Annotated in this window: 16 protein-coding genes, 1 tRNA gene and 2 pseudogenes; 9 read left to right on the plus strand and 10 right to left on the minus strand. The window is 71.3% G+C overall.

The window, feature by feature from the left end:
* Positions 1 to 7: 7 nt before the first annotated feature.
* From H181DRAFT_RS20220 to H181DRAFT_RS20235, 4 genes are all read left to right on the plus strand, one after another.
* A complete protein-coding gene (locus H181DRAFT_RS20220; protein WP_045865964.1) occupies positions 8 to 937 on the plus strand; it encodes a metallophosphoesterase in 930 nt (309 codons plus the stop codon).
* A 468-nt stretch (positions 938 to 1405) separates the two neighbouring features.
* Positions 1406 to 1479: transfer RNA gene (locus H181DRAFT_RS20225), tRNA-Pro, on the plus strand.
* Positions 1480 to 2456: 977 nt separating this feature from the next.
* Positions 2457 to 2687 (plus strand): hypothetical protein, encoded by a 231-nt coding sequence (locus H181DRAFT_RS29515; RefSeq protein ID WP_045865965.1) that lies wholly within the window; start codon positions 2457 to 2459, stop codon positions 2685 to 2687.
* A gap of 424 nt (positions 2688 to 3111) precedes the next feature.
* Positions 3112 to 4134 carry a helix-turn-helix domain-containing protein gene (locus H181DRAFT_RS20235; RefSeq protein ID WP_254666919.1) on the plus strand — a complete coding sequence of 341 codons (1023 nt, stop codon included), beginning with the start codon at positions 3112 to 3114 and terminating at the stop codon, positions 4132 to 4134.
* Positions 4135 to 4364: 230 nt separating this feature from the next.
* Here the strand turns inward: H181DRAFT_RS20235 and H181DRAFT_RS20240 are convergent, their stop codons facing one another.
* A complete protein-coding gene (locus H181DRAFT_RS20240) occupies positions 4365 to 5183 on the minus strand; it encodes an SAM-dependent methyltransferase (RefSeq protein ID WP_045865966.1) in 819 nt (272 codons plus the stop codon).
* Positions 5184 to 5348: 165 nt separating this feature from the next.
* On the opposite strand from H181DRAFT_RS20240, the gene dgt reads away from it, so the two are divergent.
* A complete protein-coding gene (gene dgt, locus H181DRAFT_RS20245; protein WP_254666920.1) occupies positions 5349 to 6674 on the plus strand; it encodes a deoxyguanosinetriphosphate triphosphohydrolase family protein in 1326 nt (441 codons plus the stop codon).
* A gap of 121 nt (positions 6675 to 6795) precedes the next feature.
* A complete protein-coding gene (locus tag H181DRAFT_RS20250) occupies positions 6796 to 7518 on the plus strand; it encodes a transporter substrate-binding domain-containing protein (protein WP_045865967.1) in 723 nt (240 codons plus the stop codon).
* Between the two features lie 51 nt (positions 7519 to 7569).
* Here the strand turns inward: H181DRAFT_RS20250 and H181DRAFT_RS20255 are convergent, their stop codons facing one another.
* The 6 genes and pseudogenes from H181DRAFT_RS20255 to H181DRAFT_RS20275 form a co-directional block, all read right to left on the minus strand.
* A complete protein-coding gene (locus H181DRAFT_RS20255) occupies positions 7570 to 8028 on the minus strand; it encodes a hypothetical protein (RefSeq protein WP_045865968.1) in 459 nt (152 codons plus the stop codon).
* A gap of 206 nt (positions 8029 to 8234) precedes the next feature.
* On the minus strand, positions 8235 to 9569 hold the full coding sequence (locus H181DRAFT_RS20260) for an MraY family glycosyltransferase (protein ID WP_078895866.1): 1335 nt from the start codon (positions 9567 to 9569) through the stop codon (positions 8235 to 8237).
* A 539-nt stretch (positions 9570 to 10108) separates the two neighbouring features.
* Positions 10109 to 12979 carry an SAM-dependent methyltransferase gene (locus tag H181DRAFT_RS28520; RefSeq protein WP_052708659.1) on the minus strand — a complete coding sequence of 957 codons (2871 nt, stop codon included), beginning with the start codon at positions 12977 to 12979 and terminating at the stop codon, positions 10109 to 10111.
* Positions 12980 to 13170: 191 nt separating this feature from the next.
* Positions 13171 to 13389 (minus strand): annotated as a pseudogene (locus H181DRAFT_RS30015) (integrase core domain-containing protein); the annotation flags it as partial.
* 30 nt (positions 13390 to 13419) lie between these two features.
* Positions 13420 to 13620: pseudogene (locus H181DRAFT_RS30020) on the minus strand (leucine zipper domain-containing protein); the annotation flags it as partial.
* Between the two features lie 9 nt (positions 13621 to 13629).
* On the minus strand, positions 13630 to 14154 hold the full coding sequence (locus H181DRAFT_RS20275) for an SRPBCC family protein (RefSeq protein ID WP_045865969.1): 525 nt from the start codon (positions 14152 to 14154) through the stop codon (positions 13630 to 13632).
* 112 nt (positions 14155 to 14266) lie between these two features.
* Here H181DRAFT_RS20275 and H181DRAFT_RS20280 point away from each other — a divergent pair, with 112 nt between their 5' ends.
* Positions 14267 to 14842, plus strand: coding sequence for a TetR/AcrR family transcriptional regulator (locus tag H181DRAFT_RS20280; protein ID WP_158715456.1), 576 nt, complete (start codon positions 14267 to 14269; stop codon positions 14840 to 14842).
* A gap of 102 nt (positions 14843 to 14944) precedes the next feature.
* Here the strand turns inward: H181DRAFT_RS20280 and H181DRAFT_RS20285 are convergent, their stop codons facing one another.
* Positions 14945 to 15484: a DUF488 domain-containing protein gene (locus H181DRAFT_RS20285; RefSeq protein WP_045865971.1), complete on the minus strand. Its 540-nt coding sequence runs from the start codon at positions 15482 to 15484 to the stop codon at positions 14945 to 14947.
* A 150-nt stretch (positions 15485 to 15634) separates the two neighbouring features.
* Between H181DRAFT_RS20285 and H181DRAFT_RS20290 the strand changes: the two genes are divergently transcribed.
* Positions 15635 to 16114, plus strand: coding sequence for a TraR/DksA family transcriptional regulator (locus H181DRAFT_RS20290; protein ID WP_254666921.1), 480 nt, complete (start codon positions 15635 to 15637; stop codon positions 16112 to 16114).
* Between the two features lie 40 nt (positions 16115 to 16154).
* Here H181DRAFT_RS20290 and H181DRAFT_RS20295 read toward each other — a convergent pair whose 3' ends face one another.
* Complete coding sequence (locus H181DRAFT_RS20295; protein WP_078895867.1) at positions 16155 to 16643, minus strand: GNAT family N-acetyltransferase; 489 nt, start codon at positions 16641 to 16643, stop codon at positions 16155 to 16157.
* 273 nt (positions 16644 to 16916) lie between these two features.
* Here H181DRAFT_RS20295 and H181DRAFT_RS20300 point away from each other — a divergent pair, with 273 nt between their 5' ends.
* Positions 16917 to 18182, plus strand: coding sequence for a PP2C family protein-serine/threonine phosphatase (locus H181DRAFT_RS20300; protein WP_045865972.1), 1266 nt, complete (start codon positions 16917 to 16919; stop codon positions 18180 to 18182).
* A 28-nt stretch (positions 18183 to 18210) separates the two neighbouring features.
* On the opposite strand, the gene H181DRAFT_RS20305 is transcribed toward H181DRAFT_RS20300, so the two are convergent.
* Positions 18211 to 19113, minus strand: a complete 903-nt coding sequence (locus H181DRAFT_RS20305; protein WP_045866093.1) for an alpha/beta hydrolase family protein — start codon at positions 19111 to 19113, stop codon at positions 18211 to 18213.
* Positions 19114 to 19176 lie beyond the last annotated feature (63 nt).

Below are 19176 nucleotides of genomic sequence, written 5' to 3' on the forward strand. Positions count from 1 at the left end.
TGGGCACATGCGCGCCCGATACGGAATTCCGCTTACCCTGACGGCACTCGGCGCGGCCTGCGTCGGCTACGCGACGGTCGTGGAGCCCCGGTCCTTCCGCCTTCGACGCGTCACCGTCCCCGTGCTGCCGCCCGGCATGGACTCGCTGCGCGTACTGCACGTGTCGGACATCCACATGGTGAGCGGGCAACGGATGAAGCAGCGCTGGCTGCGGTCCCTCGCGGGGCTCCGTCCCGACTTCGTCGTCAACACGGGCGACAACCTCTCGGACCCCGAGGCCGTCCCCGAGGTGCTGGACGCGCTCGGCCCGCTCATGGAGCTGCCCGGCGCGTACGTCTTCGGCTCGAACGACTACTACGGGCCGAAGCTGCGCAACCCCGCCCGCTACCTGCTGGAGAAAGCGAGCGGACGCCACGGGCTCAACGGCAACCCGCCCGCCGTCGGCGCCGTCCACAACCCGTGGGAAGGCATGCGCGACGCCTTCGACAAGGCCGGATGGGTCGGGCTCAGCAACTCCCGCGGGCGCCTGAAACTCGAAACCGGTCAGGAGATCGGCCTCACCGGTCTCGACGACCCCCACATCAAGCGGGACCGCTACAGCGCCGTCATCGGCGGCCCCCAGGCGGACGCGGACTTCTCGCTGGCGGTGGTGCACGCTCCGTACCTGCGCGTACTCGACGCCTTCACCGCCGACCGGTACCCGCTCATCCTCGCCGGTCACACCCACGGGGGACAGCTGTGCGTCCCCTTCTACGGGGCGCTCGTCACCAACTGCGACCTCGACACCAGGCGGGTCAAGGGCCTCTCCAGCCACCGAGCGGGCGGACGGACGTCCTATCTGCACGTCTCCGCGGGCTGCGGCGCCAACCGCTACACACCGGTGCGCTTCGCCTGCCCACCGGAAGCGACGCTGCTGACGCTGACCGCCCGGCCTTGATCACCTGACCTCGGCGGGCTTGGTCTGGCGGCCTGGACGGGGCGGTTTCTGCGGCTTGGTCTGACGGGTCTGCCGTGCCGTGGCCTCGCCGCGGCGACCTTGCTCTGGCCGATCGGTCGTGTCCTGGGCGGCCGGTCGTGATCGCTGGGGACAGTGTGGGGCTCGGCATGCGGGTTCGTGAGGGCCGGGCTTGTCCCGGGCGATCGGGCCTGGTGGGCCTGCTGGGACGCGGGCCCGGGGACAGATCTCCGGCGACGGTGCGCACCGCGGTGCCAAGCCGACCTGGGGGACGTGCCAAGGCCGCAGGCTTGGGGGTGGACGCCGACCGGTGATCGCGGCGGTGCCGGAGCGCCACGCATGGACAAGGCAGCTCATCCCGGCCCCGGGCCGCCCGGCGGCGGCTGGTAGTCGCACGGAAACCGGATTTCGCCTGAGCGTCCGGCTGGGCTAAAGTAGTGCGCGTTGCTTCGGGGTGTGGCGCAGCTTGGCAGCGCGCTTCGTTCGGGACGAAGAGGTCGTGGGTTCAAATCCCGCCACCCCGACAGATGAAGTAGCAGTTCAGGGCCGGTGTCTCGGCATAAGACACCGGCCCTGAGGCGTGTTGTGCGGCCTTCTGGGAACGTGCGACGAAGCCACGGCGAAGATCGCAGATCTTCGCGGGCATGATCCGAGCCAGCCGTCGGACGGCGATGGGCCATTCACCGCAGAATTCTGTCGGCGAACGCAGCAGCACTACGCCCTCAGCCACTCCCGTACCGGCTGGACGAGGCGAGTGCATCGCCTTCGCCACCTGGCCTGCCAGGGGGTTCGACCAGTTCAGCCATGACATCGGTCGCCCTCGCCGGGGGAGCTTCTCGCCTCCGCCCGAGCCGTTCGGCGCACTGACAGCGAACCTTCCTCGGACCACCACCGCCCCGGCCATAGGTAGGCGGCGCTCATGGAAGAGCAACTGCCCTGCACTTGCCTTGTCTTCGATGATGGCAGGACATCAGTCGCACCCGTCATCGAGCAGAGAACTGCCGGCTTCCGTTTCCTCTGGGGCGTCGAGTGCTGGGATACATGCAGTGGACCGCACGCGAAGGTCCCCTCAAGCCGACAACACCAACCGCCCTCCTCCACCGCCCTGAGATGACCACGCCATCATGATCACTTTCCGTGAGCAACGGCGTCGCCGGCCTCCCCGGGATGGTGTACGCGAGGTGTGCGGCGTGTGATCCGCTTCTTACCTATGAGTAACAATGGCCTTATTTTCCGCCTCCTGCGACCTTGCATGCCTTTGATTGCAAGGCGACCGCCATGATGATCGCACAATTGATTGGTTGTTCGCTCTTGCGTGCAGTCGAAACAGAGGTGCAGGTGTGAACACCAACCTCAGGTCGTCAACTGCCAAGTCTCGCCGTTGCATTGACGGCGCGTTACGCGCGGTAGAGTCGCTTCAGCTCTCTTTCGATCCGGTGTCGATGGGCTCCGATCGGGCGCACCGCCCGGACCCAGCAACAACGGAAGAGAGCGAGGTTCGATGGCTGACTCCACGAGGCCAAGCGAGCGGGACGACGACGTTCAGCGTCCGGTGGCCGGGGATCACAAGACCCCCGACCCGGTGGACGGGAGCGGCGATGTTCCGCCTTGCGGACGCCACGAGGGGCCGGACCGCGGTGTCGCACAGCGACGGGCGCGGATCTGGTTGATCGCCAAGGCAGTTGCCTGGATCATCCGGATTCTCGTGGCTGTGCATAACGACGGCGAGTGAGGACTTAGCCTCACTCGCCGCCGGGAAACCGAAGCCGGCATGGACCCGCGTTCGTGGATTGGCTCCCGTGGACGCGGGTCCTCTGTCTTCGGTACCTCTAGACAGGGCCCTCTTCCGGAAGGCCCCTGGTGACAGTTTGTCGCGGACGCACTGCGCCCGCACAGACAGTGCCGTGCATGTACCCACTTTGGGAACCCATACTGAACCTAAACGATACCGCCCCCCTGCCATGACCTGCGAACTTCTTAGCACTCACTCCTGAGAGTTACACACCTGCGCACGAAACTGACGCTAGACGGTACCCTGACGGGGCACATGCCAAGCGTGTCGGGGGCCGATGTCAGTGGGACGTGGTGTCGCAGACTTTGACGGAGCAGCACTTCGCAGCTTCCGGCTGAACAAGCAAGGTGCGCACGGGCGTCCATTGAGTGCCCAGGAACTGGCCGCACTGGTCGGAACCTCGAAAGCACGCATCCTCGCCTATGAGAGCGAGCGGTCGATACCCGAGCCCAAGCGCATAGTCGACCTTGCAACGGTGCTGGGTGTGCCCCCCAAGCAGCTTTCCGTCTCGGATGCGGGCTACTACGCGATTCGCGACATGCGGTACCACACCGGGCGCACCGCAGCTGAGCTTGCTGCAGACCTCGGAATCAGCCGGGCTGCGTACCGGGATATTGAGCGCGAAGCGCTGCTCCCGGTCCGGGACGACGGGACTCTGCCGCTCCGGCTGTCAACTGCCCTTGATCAACCGCTTCGTTTGGTCCAACGGGCGCTGGAACAGCATCCCGTAGCCACGGCGCGCCGCACGCAGATCGCCGATCATCTGTCTGAACTGTTCCATCAAGCCGGCCATAAGCATGTACCGGCCGTGGTGGATGCGAGCGACGTCCACTTGCAAGCAATAGCGGGGATACTTCGCCGTTCCATAGGGGTTGTCTGCCGCCTTCTCAACTACGAACTGAGCCAGTATCGGCAGCTCTTGGCGGACCGTGCCGCTCGTGAAGCCGAGGCCGCATATGCTCAATCCGCGCGGGCAGGCGAGCGGGCAAGGGCCGCTGTGCTGGCCCTGAACAACCGCATAGAGACAGCACCTGCCTCCGTCGCCAGTACCCTGAACCGCTTCCTGGTGGAGGCCATGAACGGCAGGCAGTGGCGTGCCGTGGTGCAGCTCTACAACACGAACTGGCGACTAGGAACGCTTCATCACGTAGAAGACCCGAGTGACGAGGAAACCTGGAAAGCGCTTCAACAACGCGGTTTCATCGAAGAAGTCGGGGCTACGAACGCCGTCTTTCCTACGGAGCGGGGGGTGCGACAGGTACGGTCACAGGCCGCGCGTTACGGGTGTCTCTATCCCCGCATACCGGCTCCCATCCTGCCGCAGCCCCGTAGACGGAGTCAGCTCGCACATGTATCTGCCAGATTCAGCGACACCAGGATTCTCTGATTCCCCAAGGCTTCTTCGAAGTACTGCCGGATCGCCGCTGCAACATGACTCCACGAGAGCGTTTCTGAGATGCCCAGAGCACTCGGGCGTTCCAACGCTTGCGCTCGTAGGCGGCGGTCGATCCGGGGAGGGGTTCGGCCTGCTCCGGGCGGGCCGCCCCCGCCCCCGCCCCCGTCCCGCGCGAGCGCGATCGGAACGTCCGTCGGAAGTCCGGGCTGGCGGCGCCGAGTTCACGGCTTGCGGGCCAGGCCTCCCGCGATGAGCCGTTCCCACACGGTCAGTTCGCCCCGTGTCTGGCCGAACTCGCCGCTCAGCGCCACGGTTTCCGGCCGCCACAGGGGGCAGGGCACGATTCCCGGCTCGAGGAGGTCCAGTCCGTCGAACAGGCCGCGGATCTCCTCGTCCGTCCGCCACCGTCCGCGGCCGAAGGTGCTCTGCAGCAGCGCCTCGGCCTCACGGGTCTCCGGGTTGTCGCCGCTGCGGAAGTGGGAGATGAAGAAGTAGCTGCCGGAGCAGACCTGTTCCCGCCAGTAGCGGACGATCGCGCCGGGTTCCTCGTCGTCGTTGACGTGATGCAGGACCGCGCTGTGGATCACGGCCACCGGACGTTCGAAATCGATCAGGCCGGTGGTCTCGGGATGTTCCCGGATGCTCCGCGGGTCGCGGACGTCGGCCTGGATGACGCGGGTGCGCGCGTTCTCCTCCAGGAGGGCGCGGCCGTGGGCGAGGACGATGGGGTCGCTGTCGATGTAGACCACGCGGGCGTCCGGGGTGTGGCGCTGCGCGACCTGGTGGACGTTGTCCGCGGTCGGCAGGCCGCTGCCGACGTCGATGAACTGGTCGATCCCCGCGAGGGCGATCTCCGCGACGGCCCGGATGAGGTTCTGCCGGTTGGCGTGTGCGATGGCCACCGAACCGGGCAGGTCGTTCTTGAACTTGTCGCCGATGGCGCGGTCCACGTCGTAGTTGTCCTTGCCGCCGAGGAGGTAGTCGTAGACGCGGGCGATGCTCGGCTTCGTCTGGTCGATTCCGAAGGACTCCTCGGTCATGACAACTGCCCTTCTCCCGGGTGAGGTTGCTGCCGCGCGCTCAATCGTAGGAGGGGAGGGGGCTCTCCGTGGCCCGCCTTCGTGGACCGGCCGCTCCGCGTCGTCACCCGTGGGCAGGCGGCTCCCGTGCGGGCACGCCGCCCGTCACCGCACTACCATCCCGTCATGAGACTGGCTCACTACAGCGACGAGGATCTGGAACAGCACTCCCTGCGCCGCCGGGTGGCGGACGACGGGCAGCGGTCGGCTTTCGAGCACGACGTGGACCGGATCCTGTACTCCACGCAGTGGCGCGCGCTCGCGGGGAAGAGCCAGGTCGTCGCCAGTGGTGAACTCGGCGCGTACCACACCCGGTTGACGCACTCGATGAAGGTCGCCCAGCTCGGGCGGCGGATGGCCGAGCGTCTGGAGCGGCGCTACGGCGGCCCCAACCCGGCGCTCGTCGAAGCGGCTTGCATGGCGCACGACATCGGCCACCCGCCCTTCGGCCACGCCGGGGAGACCGCGTTGCGGGCGACGATGGACGAGCTGCACTTCGCGGGCGGCCTGCTCGACAGCTTCGAGGGCAACGCCCAGACCCTCCACATCCTCACGTTCCTCGCGGCCCACAAGTACCCGGGCCATCGCGGGCTGCACCTCACGCGCGCCTGCCTGGACGCCTCGACGAAGTACCCCTGGGAACGCGCCCCTCGCGACGGCGATCCCGCACGGCACGCGAAGTGGGGCGTCTACGCGGTCGACCGGGAGGCGTTCGCGTGGGTGCGGGACGGCCGCGGCGACGACGCGGTGCCGGTGGAGGAGCAGGTGATGGACTGGGCCGACGACGTCACCTACGCCTGCCACGACGTGGAGGACTTCTACCGGACGGGGCTGATCCCGCTTGCCGCGCTCTTCCCGTCCCCGGGCGCCGCGGGTGCCGAGACCGAGCGGGAGACGCAGCGCTTCCTGGACTACGTGGAGGCCAAGCGCCGTCTGGCAGGCGACCCGTTCGACCGCCAGGAGGCAGTGGAGCTCCTGGCCGACGTCGCGAAGGCCATGTCGGTGCCGGGGCCCTACGCCGGGCGCCACGAGGACGACGTCGCCGTCAACGCCCGGACGGCTCAGCTGATCGACCACTTCACCCGTGACATCGAGCTGGAGGTCGACGGGCCGGCCGCGATCCGCTACAGCGCCGCGCTCGTTGTCCCGCCGGGGCGCCGGGCCGCCTGCGACCTGCTGAAAGAGCTGGTCTGGTGCTACGTCATCGACCGCCCGGCGCTCGCCACCCAGCAGCACGGGAAGCAGCGCATCGTCTCCGAACTGCTGCGCTGGACCTACGAGTCGCCGCGGCTGCTCCCCACGGACAGGGCGGAGGAGCTCGAACTGCACGGCGATCCCCTGCGCGCGGCGGCGGACCACGTCGCCTCACTCACCGAGGATCAGGCCATGACCCTGCACCGCCGTCTCTCCGGCACCAGCCTCGGGTCCGTCAGCGACGCCATGTGGCTGTGACGGGCGGGGTGTTGAGCGCCGCTCCTTCACGCCGCGGTTCCGCCGGCCGGTCGTCGTCGGGCCCGGCCCGGTCGTCACCGGCCCCGTATCCGCTGTCGGTGGGGCGGCCTAGACTCCGGCCATGGTGGTCGTGACGAGCGCAGTCATCGAGGATCTGGCACCCGGTGGTGTGCTGCGGGCCTCGATCAATCTGGGGAATCCGGTGCTGGCTCAGGGCACTCCCGCGGCCCCTTCCGGGATCACGGTCGACATCGCGCACGAGGTCGCCGCTCGGCTGGACGTGCCCGTGGAGTTCGCCTGCTTCGACGCGGCACGGAAGTCGTACGAGGCGATGGCGGCGGGCCGGGCCGACCTCTGCTTCCTGGCCGTCGACCCCGCCCGTGAGGCGGAGGTCGCGTTCACCGCCCCGTATGTCGTCATCGAGGGCGTCTTCGCCGTGCCCCGGGAGTCGGCCGTCATGACGATCGAGGACGTGGACAGCGCAGGCGTGCGTATCGGTGTGAAGCAGGGTTCCGCCTACGACCTCTTCCTCTCCCGCACCCTCGAGCACGCCCGCGTCGTGCGCGGCGAGGAGGGTGTGGACGAGTTCCGCGCTCAGGGCCTGGAGGTCGCGGCCGGCATCAGGCAGCCGATGGCCGAGTTCGCCGCGGCCCATCCGGAAGTCCGGCTGATCGAGGGTGCGTTCATGCAGATTCGGCAGGCGGTGGGTACCCCTGCCACCCGGCGGCCGGAGACCGTCGCGTTCCTCCGCGGCCTCGTCGAAGAGCTGAAGGCCGTTGGATTCGTCGCCGGCTCACTCCGACGGGCGGGCCTGCCGGAGGCCCTGGCCGCGCCGCTCGCGTAACTGCGGCCGACGGGACGGCACGGGGCGGGGTCCGCCCGGCCCCCGCCCCCGTCACACGACCATGAAGAGCATCCAGAGGCCGAGGAGCGAGCCGAGGGCGCAGACGGCGATCCCGGCCACGGCCAGCGGCTTGCCCCGGCGGCCCCCGCTCGCGGCTCCGGCCGCGAGGACGAGCCCTCCCAGCGCGAGCGGGAGCACGACGTACCGCCGTTCGGCGAGCACGTTGAACGGGAGCAGCGGCACCACGCACGCGAGCAGGCCGATGATCACGGCGACCGCGCCCATCCCGACGCCGCTGGGGCGCCCTGCCGTCGGCGGACCACCGGGCTGCCCGGGGCCGGTCCAGGGCCGCGGCGGGTGGGGTTGCGGCGGCACCGGGCCCTGCGGCACCGGGCCTTGCGGCATCGGGCCCTGAGGCATCGGCGCGTAGTACGCGTCCTGCGGGGCCGGGCCGGTACCGCCCGGCCGCGGGGCGGACTGCGGGGGCTCGGGCGACGGTTCGAAGCTCACGGGGGCTCCTCACGAGGATTCGGTCTTCCGGGGCCGCTCGCCCGGCACGGTGACCGGAGCGTACGAACGGCCGTGCCCCCGCGGCAATACGGGGGCGGGGCGGCCCGGGCCGACCGCTGTCCGGCAGCGCGCCGGCGGGTGCGGGAGCGGTGGCGCACCGGCCCGCGGATGACGCCCTCGGCCTCGTACCCGCCGTGCTGCCCCGGTCAGTCGCCGGCCAGCGAGGACGTCCTCTGCCCGTCCTCCCGGGGCGTTCCCGTCTCCTCGGCGGCGGCCGGTTCCGCGGCGGTCGCCGGTTCCGCCGCGGCGGGCTTCGCCGTCGCCGGTTCCGCCCCGGCGGGGCCCGGGGCAGCGGGGTCCGCGCCCCCGGGGGTGCCCGCGGGGGCGGTGCGCCTGACGCGGAGGGACAGGAGCCGCCGCGCCCAGCCCGGCGCGAAGCGCGGAAGCAGCAGCAGCGCGAGACCGACCGTGCTGGCGCCGACGATGCCCGCGACGACCCACACGCTCCGGCTGTCCACGGAGAACGCGATCGTCCCGAACGCGATCAGGGCCGACCAGAAGTACATGATGAGTACGGCCCGGCGGTGCGAGTGCCCGACGTCCAGCAGCCGGTGGTGGAGGTGCCCGCGGTCGGGAGCGAAGGGCGACTTGCCGTTCCACGTGCGGCGCACGACGGCGAGGAGGAGGTCCGCGACCGGCAGGGCGATGACCGTCAGCGGCAGCAGCAGCGGGATGTAGACGGGCATCATCGCGTGAGTGGCCTCGCGGGTGCCCACCTTCTCCCCGAGCAGGTCGAGGTCCACCTGGCCGGTCACCGACACAGCGCTCGCGGCGAGCACGAGACCGATGAGCATGGACCCGGAGTCGCCCATGAAGATCCGGGCCGGGTGGAGGTTGTGCGGGAGGAAGCCCACGCACATGCCGATCAGTACGGCGGCGAACAGCGTCGCGGGGGCGGCTCCCTCGATGCCGTAGCCGTACCACATGCGGTAGGCGTGCATGAAGGACGCCGTGGCGGCGATGCAGATCATGCCGGAGGCGAGCCCGTCCAGACCGTCCACGAAGTTCACGGCGTTGATCGTGACCACGATCAGGAAGACCGTGACGAGCATCCCCTGCTTCTCGTCGAGGTAGACCGGGCCGACCCCGGGGATGGGCAGCCACAGGACCATCAGTCCCTGGAGCACCATCACTCCCGCGGCGACCACCTGGCCGCCGAGCTTGAGGAGCGCGCTCACCCCCCACTTGTCGTCCACCACGCCGATGAGCCAGATCACCGAGGCGCCCGAGAGCAGGGCGAGGGGTTCGCTCGTCGTCTCGAAGACCTCGCGGATGTTCGTCAGCCGGCCGGCCACCAGCAGGCCCGCGCACAGCCCCCCGAACATCGCGATGCCGCCCAGCCGGGGCGTCGGTTCGCGGTGCACGTCGCGCGCGCGGATCTGCGGCACGGCGCCGCCGGCGACGGCGAACTTGCGCACCGGGCCGGTGAGGACGTAGGTGACCGCGGCCGTGACGCACAGCGTCAGCAGATATTCACGCACGGGTGGTCCTGTGGGTAGTTCTCGCCGGCCGTTCCGGCCGCGCGGCGTCGGATCTCCCGCCATTGCATCACGGAGCCCGGGGCGCTCTCCGGCCGTCTCCCGCGCGTTGCCGTAGCGGGACGGCGCGGGCCCTCTCCCGGGACGCCGGAAGCAGGACGCCGGGAGCAGGACGCCGGGAGGAACGGGGAGAGGCGTGGGCCCGGGGCGGCTGTCGATGCCCTGGCGGTGGAGCAGCCGCCCCGGGAAGGCAGGCGGACGAGCCGGCTCGGCGCCGGAAGCCGGTGCAGAGACTTGCTGACGCCGGCGCCGTCGTGCCGAGGCGGGGCGTACCCGTCACGGGCCCCGCCTCACCACGCACAACGGCTCCCCCCTTGTCGGACCGTCGGCCTGTGCCGTGCACGACGCTACGTCCGGGTGACGAGGGCCTGGTAGGCCGGGCAGCCGTCCTGATCGCGGCGGCATCCGCCCGGTGTCCGCTTTGCACCGTGCATGTGGGGCGGGGCCTGTGCATGTGGGTCAGAAACCGGTCGGCGGGTCCGTTACCGGGCGCACGTCCTGGTCGGGGCACGGCCGTCGAGGCATGTACGCCGCTTCCGTGCGACGACGGCGTACATGCCCACTTCGGAGTCGAGGGGTACGGGAGCGTCCGGGAGGGGCCGCCAGCGGGGAGCCGCGACGATGCCCGGGTCGAGGACGTCGAGGCCCGCCACGAGCTGCGCCACTCCGTCGCGGCCGGTGAAGTTGACGGTGACGCCGCTGTCGGCCCAGATCCTCGCCGACTCGGGCATGGTGTCGCCGGTGAAGTCGGCGGTGGCGTGTGCGATGACGACGCAACTGCCGGGCGCGAGCGGCTGCATGAGGCGGCGGACGATGCCGCGGGTGCGCCCACCGCCGAGGAACGACGGCAGAGCGCCGAGCAGGAGACCGACGGGGCGGTCCGGGTCCAGCACTCCGGGGACGTCCTCCGTCGTGAACAGGCCGGGCAGGGCGAGGAGTTCGCCGGGACGGGTCGCGTCGCCGGTCATGCAGGCGGCGCGGCCCTCCGGGGTGCCGGGCTCGTCCCGCAGGGCGTTCCTCCAGTGGGCGACGACCTGTTCGTCGTTGTCGACCGCCACGTAGCGGGCGTGCGGGACGAGACTCTGCGCCGTCACATGGCCGCCGGGGTCCGTGGGGTTGCCGGGCCCGACGTCGAGGAACTGCTCGACCCCCTCGTCGACGAGGGCACGCAGGGCCCGGCCGAGGAAGCGCTGGACGCCGACAGCGCAGGGCCTGGCGGGGAAGACGCGCTCGATGCGCCGGGCGACCTCGCTGTCCTCCGGGTACACGGCGTCGCCGCCGAGGAGTTCGTCGTAGACGTTCGCCACGGACACCCTCTTCAGCCGGTGCCCGTCGGCGGAGACCGGCAGGGGGTAGCGGGGCCTCGTCAGGGCGGCCTGGTCGTGCCGGGGCCGCGGACGGGACGGCGCGGGGCGGCCCCGGCCCGGCACGGCGGGCTCGTCCGGCTGACCCGGCCGGTCCGCTTCGGCGGCGGCCGGAACCTGCTGCGCCACCGGGTCGGGCAGGGGCGCGTGCTCCCCTGCCGCCAGCAGCGCCAGATAGAGCTCGAAGCGGAAGCTTCCGGGCTGGGACAGCGTGAGGGAGCGGGGCGGCAGTTCGGCCGCGAGCTTCTTGATGCGCTCCGGAATCCGGTTCCGGCCGACGCCCAGGGCTTCCGCGGTACGTCCCTGGTGCGCCTGGTGCTGTAGCAGCCAGGTCCGCAGGAAGCCGCGGGCGGCGAGCGGGAGCCCGCGGAAGAGGCGTTCGGCGTGCGCGCGTCCTTCGCGGGCGGTGAGCAGGGAGCGCAGTGGCGGCACTTCGCCCTCGACCGCGGTGGGAGGGCACTGCGCGCGGATCCGGATGGCGAGGTAGAGGACGGCGGAGGCGGCGAGGGTGAGCGGCTCGTCCGGGCGTACGAGGCCCACGGTCTCCGCGGCCTCGCGGAGCCGGCGGCGTGCCGTCCTGCGGTGCGGATCGCTCCTGGAGGAGGGCGTGGTGAGGGTGGTCAGGCACTGCTCCAGCCGCCCGGTGAGCTCCGGCCCGTCGTACTTGGCGCTCAGCGGCCGCAGCAGCACGCGCGACCAGTGCTCGGCGCCGGAGGGCAGGGCGTCGGCGATGGAGGCGCCGAGCCGTCCGACGGCTACGCGGTCCAGGCGTGCCCGCGCCGTGAGCAGCGCTCCCGACGCCTGGTCGACGCCCTTCCTGGTGGCGGGCCACGGGACGGGGCGGCTGACTCCGGTGGCGCGTCCGGCCACGGAGGCGACGAGCGGCTGGAGCTGCTCGGCGGCGGCGCCCTCGTCCGCGTCGGGCGACCACGCCTGCCGCAGCACGATGAGGCGCCGCTCGTCGTCGGGGTCGACGACGGTGAGGCAGTCGCCTCGCAGCGCGTCCTGCACGGCGGCCGACAGGGGGGCGAGAGGTTCGCCCGGTGCCGCTTCGACGACGCACACCTGCACCGCGGGCGAACCGCACAGGTCCGGCAGCCCCAGTGACGAGGCGTCACGGGCGGCCAGAGCGGTCTTCCCGTCGAGGAGGTGCCGCAGCACCTGGGCGCGTACGGCGTACTGGCTGGCCAGCAGGTCCTGCCGCTGCATGAGGAACTCGGCCTTCTCCACGGCCTGTTCGAGGAGCCTGGTCACCCGGCGCGGCCAGGGGGAGGTGCGGAGCGCGAGGAGGACCTGCGCGCGCGGGCTGCCCGACTCGATGCGGTAGGCGAGAGCGGCGTGCCGGGCGGTCGTGAACTTCGCCGTGGCCGAGCGCCCGGTGAGCCGGCTGAGGAATTCGCTCTCCGCGTCCAGCGTCCGCTGCTCGTCCGGGGTGAGTGCGGGGTGCGCCCGGTCCTGGCGGTGGACGTCCCACGTGCGCGTCCGCGGGTCCTGTTCCAGGAGGACGACGCGGGCGGCGGTCTGCTCCTCGAGCAGGTCCAGCAGCCCGCCGGGGCCGCGTTCCTGGGTGTGGAGGAGCGCCGCCCTGCGGGAGACGGCCCTCCTCTGCGCCTGGTGGAGGCGTGCGGCGTCCGAAAGGCGCCGGTCCAGGCGGGACTTCAGCTCGGCCGCGCCGATGTGGCGGCCGGACGGGGCGAGTATCGGCGGGGCGCCGCACCGGGCGGCCGCGTCGGCCAGCCGCCCGGCGTGCTGCGGGACGGCGACCACGCCGGCCGTCTGGCGGCTCGCGAGTTCGCGGAGCCGCGCGCACGGGTCGTGCAGCGGCCAGCGCGCGCCGTCCGGTACGACGAGGAGGGTGTTCTCCAGGGGCTCCGCGGGCGCGGTCCAGCTGTCGCCGCACAGCTGCGTCTCGCGGATCTCGGCCCCGCGCGACGGCGTCGTGATCTCGCGTAGCCCGAGAGCGGCCTTCACTTCGTACGGCTCGAGCATCCGATCCCCGGGAAACGTCCGTCGGCGCGCCTCTCTCCGGTGGCCGGAGGGGTGTCTCGCGGCAGGGGAGGCGCGCTGTCCCTGGGCTGGATCGTACGTGAGGCGCCTCGCCCGGCCTCTTCCGCGTCCGCCGTCGCCTTCGGTGCGGACGCCGCCGAGCGGCAACGTTTCTGCACAGCCCGGGGCGGGGTCTACGTGTATGAGGGCCGGACGTTGGTGACACCTTGGCGGAGTCGGGTGGCTGGTGGTCGTCCGCCGGCTCCGCTGTAGGGGCGGTGGTAGTCGTAGTGGATGTTCCAGACCGCGATCGCGGCTGAGCGGGCGTCCTCGCCGGTGAACTCTCGGGCGTATAGCAGTTCTTCGGCGAAGATCCGTTGGTGACGTTCCACCTTCCCGTTGTGCTGCGGGGTGTAGGGCTTCGTCCCGTTCGGCGAGCTCGTCGGTGATGCGTTGGGCCGACCACTTGTACTCGCGTCGCCAGGTCGGTCGATCAGCCCAGCGCGCCAGCGGTTGACCCATTTCGAGGCGCAGGCACGTGAGATGCCCATCTCGGCGGCGACGTGTGCGATCGGACGCCGCTGGCAGCGGTGGACGAGCCGTCGACGCCCTTCGTATGAGAACGGCGCATTGGGGTGCGTCATGAGCGCGTCCTATGGGTTGACTCCACTCCGCTGTTCCGCCAGTTCGACGTACTTGTCGACAGCCACGGGGACTTCCTCGCCGAAGATGCTCTTCAGAGCTGGTAGCGATATGAGGCCCATCGGGCCGCGGGCCTCCAAACGCCAGGTGGCGTCGTAGCCGCCTTCATCGTTCGGTTCGATCCCGTGGTGCCAGTCGGTGTGTGTCCCCAGCAGGCTGTCGAAGCGATCGGTGTAGCTCTTCTTGGGCGTGACTTCGACGATCTCGTAATCGATCGGATCTTGCCCTTCGACCTTGACCTCGCCGCTGGTTCCGGCCTCGAACGGGCCGTCAAGCCTGATGTGTTCCAGGCCCTCGTCCCAGTCTGTGCGGGCAGGCACGTCCGCCCAGAGTTCCCAAAGGACGTCTCGGTCTGCAGTGGTCGCACGGGTGACGGTCACGACGTGGATGTCGCGCAGGGATCCGATCAGCACCAGGGCGAGAAGCAGTGTGAACAGGGAACCCAGGCCGGTCAGGACGACCTTGCGGCGGCTCATGCAGGACCTCTTTCCTCCTCGGACAGTTGCAGCGAGCAGGTAGCGTGCACTCGCACGACCTAGTTTTGCACATACGTGTCACACGTACGTGCAAAATCTTGAAGGAGGAACCGTGGTGCGCGCTGACAATCGCCAGGCTCTCTTGCGCGGTGCGCGACAATGCATCGATCAGCAGGGCTACGCCCGGACCACCGCCCGGAACGTCACCACCGCAGCCGGCGTGAGCACGGCCGCGATCGGCTACCACTTCGGCACCATCGACGCGTTGCTGGTGACGGCCGTCCTCGACGGCATGGAGGAATGGTCTGCGCAGCTTGGGGATCAGATGGCATCCATCGCCGAGTTGCCGGCCTCTGATCGATTGACGGCTCTCTACACAGCAGCGGTTGAGGCGTTCTCGGGCCACCGGGGCGTACTCGCGGCTTCGTTCGAACTGATCGCACGTGCCGATGCCAACGAGGATGTCCGCCGTCGCCTCCGCGAGTCGGTCCAGCACGCGCGCGAAGACCTCGCCCGCCTCCTGTTCGACCTCGATCCGGACGTCGACGAGGAGCGCACGAACCGAACAGGGGCGGTGTGTTACGCCATCCTCAGCGGACTCATGGTCCAGTGGCTGGTCGACCCCGAGGGTCTGCCAGGGCCGGGAACAGTGGGCGAAGACCTCACCACCGGTATCCAGAACATCTGAGAACCCCAGCCACTCAGGAACCGCCTCACCCTTCGTTCACGCGCTCCCAGCTCGCTTGATCCGTCTTCCGTTGCCCGTCAGCAACCTCCTGCCCCGCAACATCTACGCGGCGGCGGTGTCGTCGTAGACGAGCAGGCCGTCGTCGCGGACGCGGGCACCCCGCATCGGGGGGTGCGGGGTGAGGCGGCCGTCGTGCATGAGGTGCAGGACCGGGACTCCGCGTGCGAGGACGGCGAAGTCGGCGATGAGGCGGCGGTGGCACCGCCACCAGACGGCTTCGCTGCACATGACCGCCGTCCTCGTCCGGGCGGCCCCGCCGAGCAGCTCGTCCACCGCCTCCACGAACTCCGGGGAACGGGTGTGGGCGGCGTAGCCGCGGAACTGGCTGTTCCTCCAGACCACGTCGGGTGAGTCCTCCGGGACGGTACGGAATCCGCCGAGCCGCTTCTCCCAGCGGTAGCCGATGCCGCCCTCCGGCAGCCACCGCTCCAGCTCGCCGCGTCCGGCGTCGGGGTTCCTCCGGCTGCCCGGCGCGGTACGGACGTCGACCACCTCCTGGACGCCGGCGCCGTCGAGGAGCGCGGCCAGGGCGTCGCGGGCGGCGGTGCTGTGGCCGAACGTGACGAGCGGAGGCGGCGGCATACACCGATGGTGGCGGTGATCCGTGCCGTCCGCGCGCCGCCGGCGGCCCCGGGGCCGCGCGTACCCCGGGCGTGCTGGGTACGCGGGGCGTACGGGCGGCGGGGAGCGCGCCGTCCGCGAGCGGTGCGGTCGGAGGACGGAGGGAGAGCCGTGGAGGACGAGCGGCGCGGCGGCCCCGGCGCGCGGGGCGCCCCCGGGGAGCGGAACGGGCCGGACCCGCGGAGCGGACCGGACGGACCGGACGCACGCGACCGGCGCGAGGACGCGGCCGCGTCCGACGGGCTGGGCCCCGACGAGCGCGAAGCTCTCGCCAGGGAGCTGCGGGACCGGGCGGAGGCGCTGCGCCGGGAGGTCGAGGCCGCCGGGGACGCCGAGGAGCAGTTGCGCGAGGACTGCGATCTGGACGCCGCCGACGCCGGGGCCAGGAAGGCATCGGGGGAGAAGCTGCGCAGCCGGTCGGCGGAGGCGCTCGTCCGGCTGGACGGGACGGTGGCCGCGCTGGAACGTCTCCGCGACGGCACCTACGGCGTCTGCACGGACTGCTCGCGCCCGCTCGGACGCGAGCGCCTTCTGGCGGTGCCGACCGCGGAGCAGTGCGTGGCCTGCCGGCGGCGCCGGGAGGCTGCCTGAGCCTCCCCCGCCTCGCAGGACGCACGTGCCGGGCGGACCGTCAGGTCAGGGCCTTGGTCATGAAGACCCGGCTCGTGCCCGGGGGTTCGCACGGCACGTCGCCGAAGACCTGCCAGCCGTGCTTCTCGTAGAAGCCGGGCGCCTGGAAGCTGAGGGTGTACAGGACGGCGTTGCGGCAGCCCCGCCTGCGCGCCTCGTCCTCGGCCGCCCGCAGGACGGCGGTGCCGAAGCCGGAGCCGCGCAGCTCGTCGGGCAGGTGGAAGGACTCCACGAAGAGGAGCCCCAGCGAGGTGTGCCCGGACATGCCGCCGAGGACCCGTCCCGTTCCGGGGTCCTTGACGAGGACGGCCAGCGGGCGCCGGTCGTCGACGCCGGTCTCGGCGACGTTGAACTCGTCCAGCGCCGCCGCTATCCGGGCCAGGTCCTCCTCGGCGGGGGTGTCGGTCAGCTGCACGACGGGCTCCGGGCCGTCCGGCTCTCGCCGGGACGGTTCCGTGCCCGGTGTCGGGGTGTGCTGGGTGTGCTGCATGCGGTCCCTTCCTTCCTGCGTGTTCCTGCCTCGGAGTCCCCTGCCTCGGGGTTCCCTGCCTCGGTGCGGCGCGGACCGTCCCCACGTCTCACGCCGGCCTCCCTCCGCATTCCACCTGGCGGCCGGTTCAAGCGGCCTCCGGGACGGCGATCCGGCCTGCCCGCCGGGGCGGCGCGTGCGGGCCGCTCGCCGCGCGTGCCCGTGCGGATGCCGTCCCCAGGCCGGATGATGAAGTCGGGTGCCGGTCATGACGACGGCTGAAGGGATGCGGCGATGTCGAGGGCACAGGACCGTCTGCTGAGCCGGCTGCTGCTCGACAGCCACGTGATGCCGCTGGAACGCGTGGCGGCACGCGTCGCCGAACACTCGGAGGAAGCCGGCTTCCACGGGGTCCGCGTCTACCTCACGGACGTGCAGGAACGCGTGCTGCGGCTGCTGCTCGGACCGGGGCTGCGGCCCGGGCACGACGGTGAGGACTCGGAGCTGCCGGTCGAGGGGACGGTCGCGGGGCGCGCGTTCCAGTACGGGGAGATCGTCCGGGTGGCCGAGACCGGCCAGGAGGACGTCCTGTGGTGGGTCCCCCTGCTGGACGGAACCGAGCGGCTGGGCGTCCTGCGGGCGCGGACCCCGTCGGACGACAGCGGGACCCGGTCGGGTCTGAGGTCCCTGGCCGGGGCGGTGGCGCTCCTCGTCGTCAGCAAGCGGCACTACAGCGACGCCCATGCCCGCCTGGTGCGCAGCGCAGCGATGAACGTCCCGGCCGAGATGCAGTGGACGCTCATGCCTCCCCGCACCTACGCCGACGACCGCGTCGTGATCAGCGCGGTGATGGAGCCCGCCTACGGGGTCAGCGGTGACGCCTTCGACTACGCCACGTCCGGCCAGGTCGTCCATCTGGCGATCTACGACGCCATGGGGCACGACACCGCTGCCGGGCTCACCGCGAACCTCGCCATGGCCGCCGCACGCAGCGGGCGGCGCCAGGGCAGAGGGCTGGAGCAGGTGGCCGCGGGGGTGGACCGCGTCCTGGCCGGCCAGTTCGGCGGAGACCGCTTCGCCACCGCGGTGATGGCCGATCTGAACACCCGCACCGGCCGTCTGACCTGGGTCAACCACGGCCACTACCCGCCGGTCGTCATCCGGGCCGGCCGCTGGGTCACCCAGTTGGAGTGCTCACCGGGTCCACCTCTCGGCACCGCCTTCGACTATCCGGCGGAGCTGTGCCAGGAGACCCTCCAGCCCGGCGACCGGCTCGTCTTCTACACCGACGGGATCACCGAGGCCCGCAGCCCCACGGGGCAGGAGTTCGGCCTCGCGAACTTCCTGGACTTCCTGATCCGCCAGCACGCGGACGGGCTGTCCGTGCCCGAGACGCTGCGCCGTCTGGTGCGCACGATCCTCGACTACCACGACGAGCACATCGACGACGACGCCACAGTGCTGCTCGCCGAGTGGAACGGTCCCGGGGCGTTTCTTCCCGAGGAGGTCGAAGCCCGCGCGGGGCTGCCGCCCAGCAAGGGCTCCCGTCACGCGCGCTGAACGACCGGGCGACGCACCCTCGCGGCCCCTACCCGTACGGGCAGGTGTCGCGGGACGCCACGACCCGCTCCTCCCGGGGCGCGGGGCAGAGATCCTCACCCGCGGCCTTGTCTCCTCCGAGGAAGTGCTTGAACCACGCGACCGTCTGCCGGGACACCAGCCGGTCCGGCGGTGTCGCCACGAAGTGGTCGCCCTTCAGCTCCAGGTAGGCCTTCTCCTTCGCGTCGCCCAGACCGTCGTAGAAGGCCCGGGCGTGGCCGGAGGGCGGCGCGACCTCGTCGTCGCTGCCGCTGACGACGAGGGTCGCGGCCGAGACCCCGGACCAGTCGCGCTTCCCCGCGTAAGGGGTCAGCGGCACCGCCGCCTTGATCCTCGGCTCGCGGGAGGCCGCGTGGAGAGCGGCCCCGCCGCCCATCGAGTGGCCCATCACGCCCAGCCGGTCCGGGTCGGCGCGGTCGGCGGCGGCGCTGTGCTCCGCCGTCCAGTCGAGGGCGTGCAGCATCTGGCGGCCGCGCTGCGCCGGGGTGTCCTCCGGCGTCTTCGTGTCGAACGTGATCAGGACGAACCCGTGCGACGCCAGCAGCGCGCCGTACGCCTGCACCATGGACTGGTCCGCGCCCAGCCCCGGCGAGGCGGCGATGACGCCGTAGTCGCGGGAGCCGTCCGCGGGGTAGTAGACCGTGCCGCCGCGGAACTTCCCGTCCACGTCGTCCTGCCCGACCCTCTGGGTGCGCACGTCGTACGGCCCTTCCAGCGGGCCCGTGGGCGGGTACGACGGGCCGGCGGAGGACGGCCCGCCCTGCCCGCTCTCGCGGGGGCCGCCGGGGGGCGATCCGCCGGAGCAGCCCGCGCCGAGGAGGAGGACGGCCGACGCGACGACGGCGCAGCCCAGCCTCCGGTACCGGGTCGGTGCGGAGGCGGCTCGTGGCATGCGGACGACCGTACGGAGGGGCGTGCCGCCCGGCAAGCCCCGGCCGGGCACGACGGGCGCGGG

The organism is Streptomyces sp. WMMB 714, assembly GCF_900090125.1.
Taxonomy (GTDB): Bacteria; Actinomycetota; Actinomycetes; order Streptomycetales; family Streptomycetaceae; genus Streptomyces; species Streptomyces daqingensis.

What these genes read in the sequence shown, in the direction of transcription:
- H181DRAFT_RS20220 (WP_045865964.1), top strand. Translation starts at nt 8, where the DNA reads ATGCGCGCCCGATACGGAATTCCGCTTACCCTGACGGCACTCGGCGCG.
- H181DRAFT_RS29515 (WP_045865965.1), top strand. Translation starts at nt 2,457, where the DNA reads ATGGCTGACTCCACGAGGCCAAGCGAGCGGGACGACGACGTTCAGCGT.
- H181DRAFT_RS20240 (WP_045865966.1), bottom strand. Translation starts at nt 5,183, where the DNA reads ATGACCGAGGAGTCCTTCGGAATCGACCAGACGAAGCCGAGCATCGCC.
- dgt (WP_254666920.1), top strand. Translation starts at nt 5,349, where the DNA reads ATGAGACTGGCTCACTACAGCGACGAGGATCTGGAACAGCACTCCCTG.
- H181DRAFT_RS20250 (WP_045865967.1), top strand. Translation starts at nt 6,796, where the DNA reads ATGGTGGTCGTGACGAGCGCAGTCATCGAGGATCTGGCACCCGGTGGT.
- H181DRAFT_RS28520 (WP_052708659.1), bottom strand. Translation starts at nt 12,979, where the DNA reads ATGCTCGAGCCGTACGAAGTGAAGGCCGCTCTCGGGCTACGCGAGATC.
- H181DRAFT_RS20275 (WP_045865969.1), bottom strand. Translation starts at nt 14,154, where the DNA reads ATGAGCCGCCGCAAGGTCGTCCTGACCGGCCTGGGTTCCCTGTTCACA.
- H181DRAFT_RS20285 (WP_045865971.1), bottom strand. Translation starts at nt 15,484, where the DNA reads ATGCCGCCGCCTCCGCTCGTCACGTTCGGCCACAGCACCGCCGCCCGC.
- H181DRAFT_RS20295 (WP_078895867.1), bottom strand. Translation starts at nt 16,643, where the DNA reads ATGCAGCACACCCAGCACACCCCGACACCGGGCACGGAACCGTCCCGG.
- H181DRAFT_RS20300 (WP_045865972.1), top strand. Translation starts at nt 16,917, where the DNA reads ATGTCGAGGGCACAGGACCGTCTGCTGAGCCGGCTGCTGCTCGACAGC.
- H181DRAFT_RS20305 (WP_045866093.1), bottom strand. Translation starts at nt 19,113, where the DNA reads ATGCCACGAGCCGCCTCCGCACCGACCCGGTACCGGAGGCTGGGCTGC.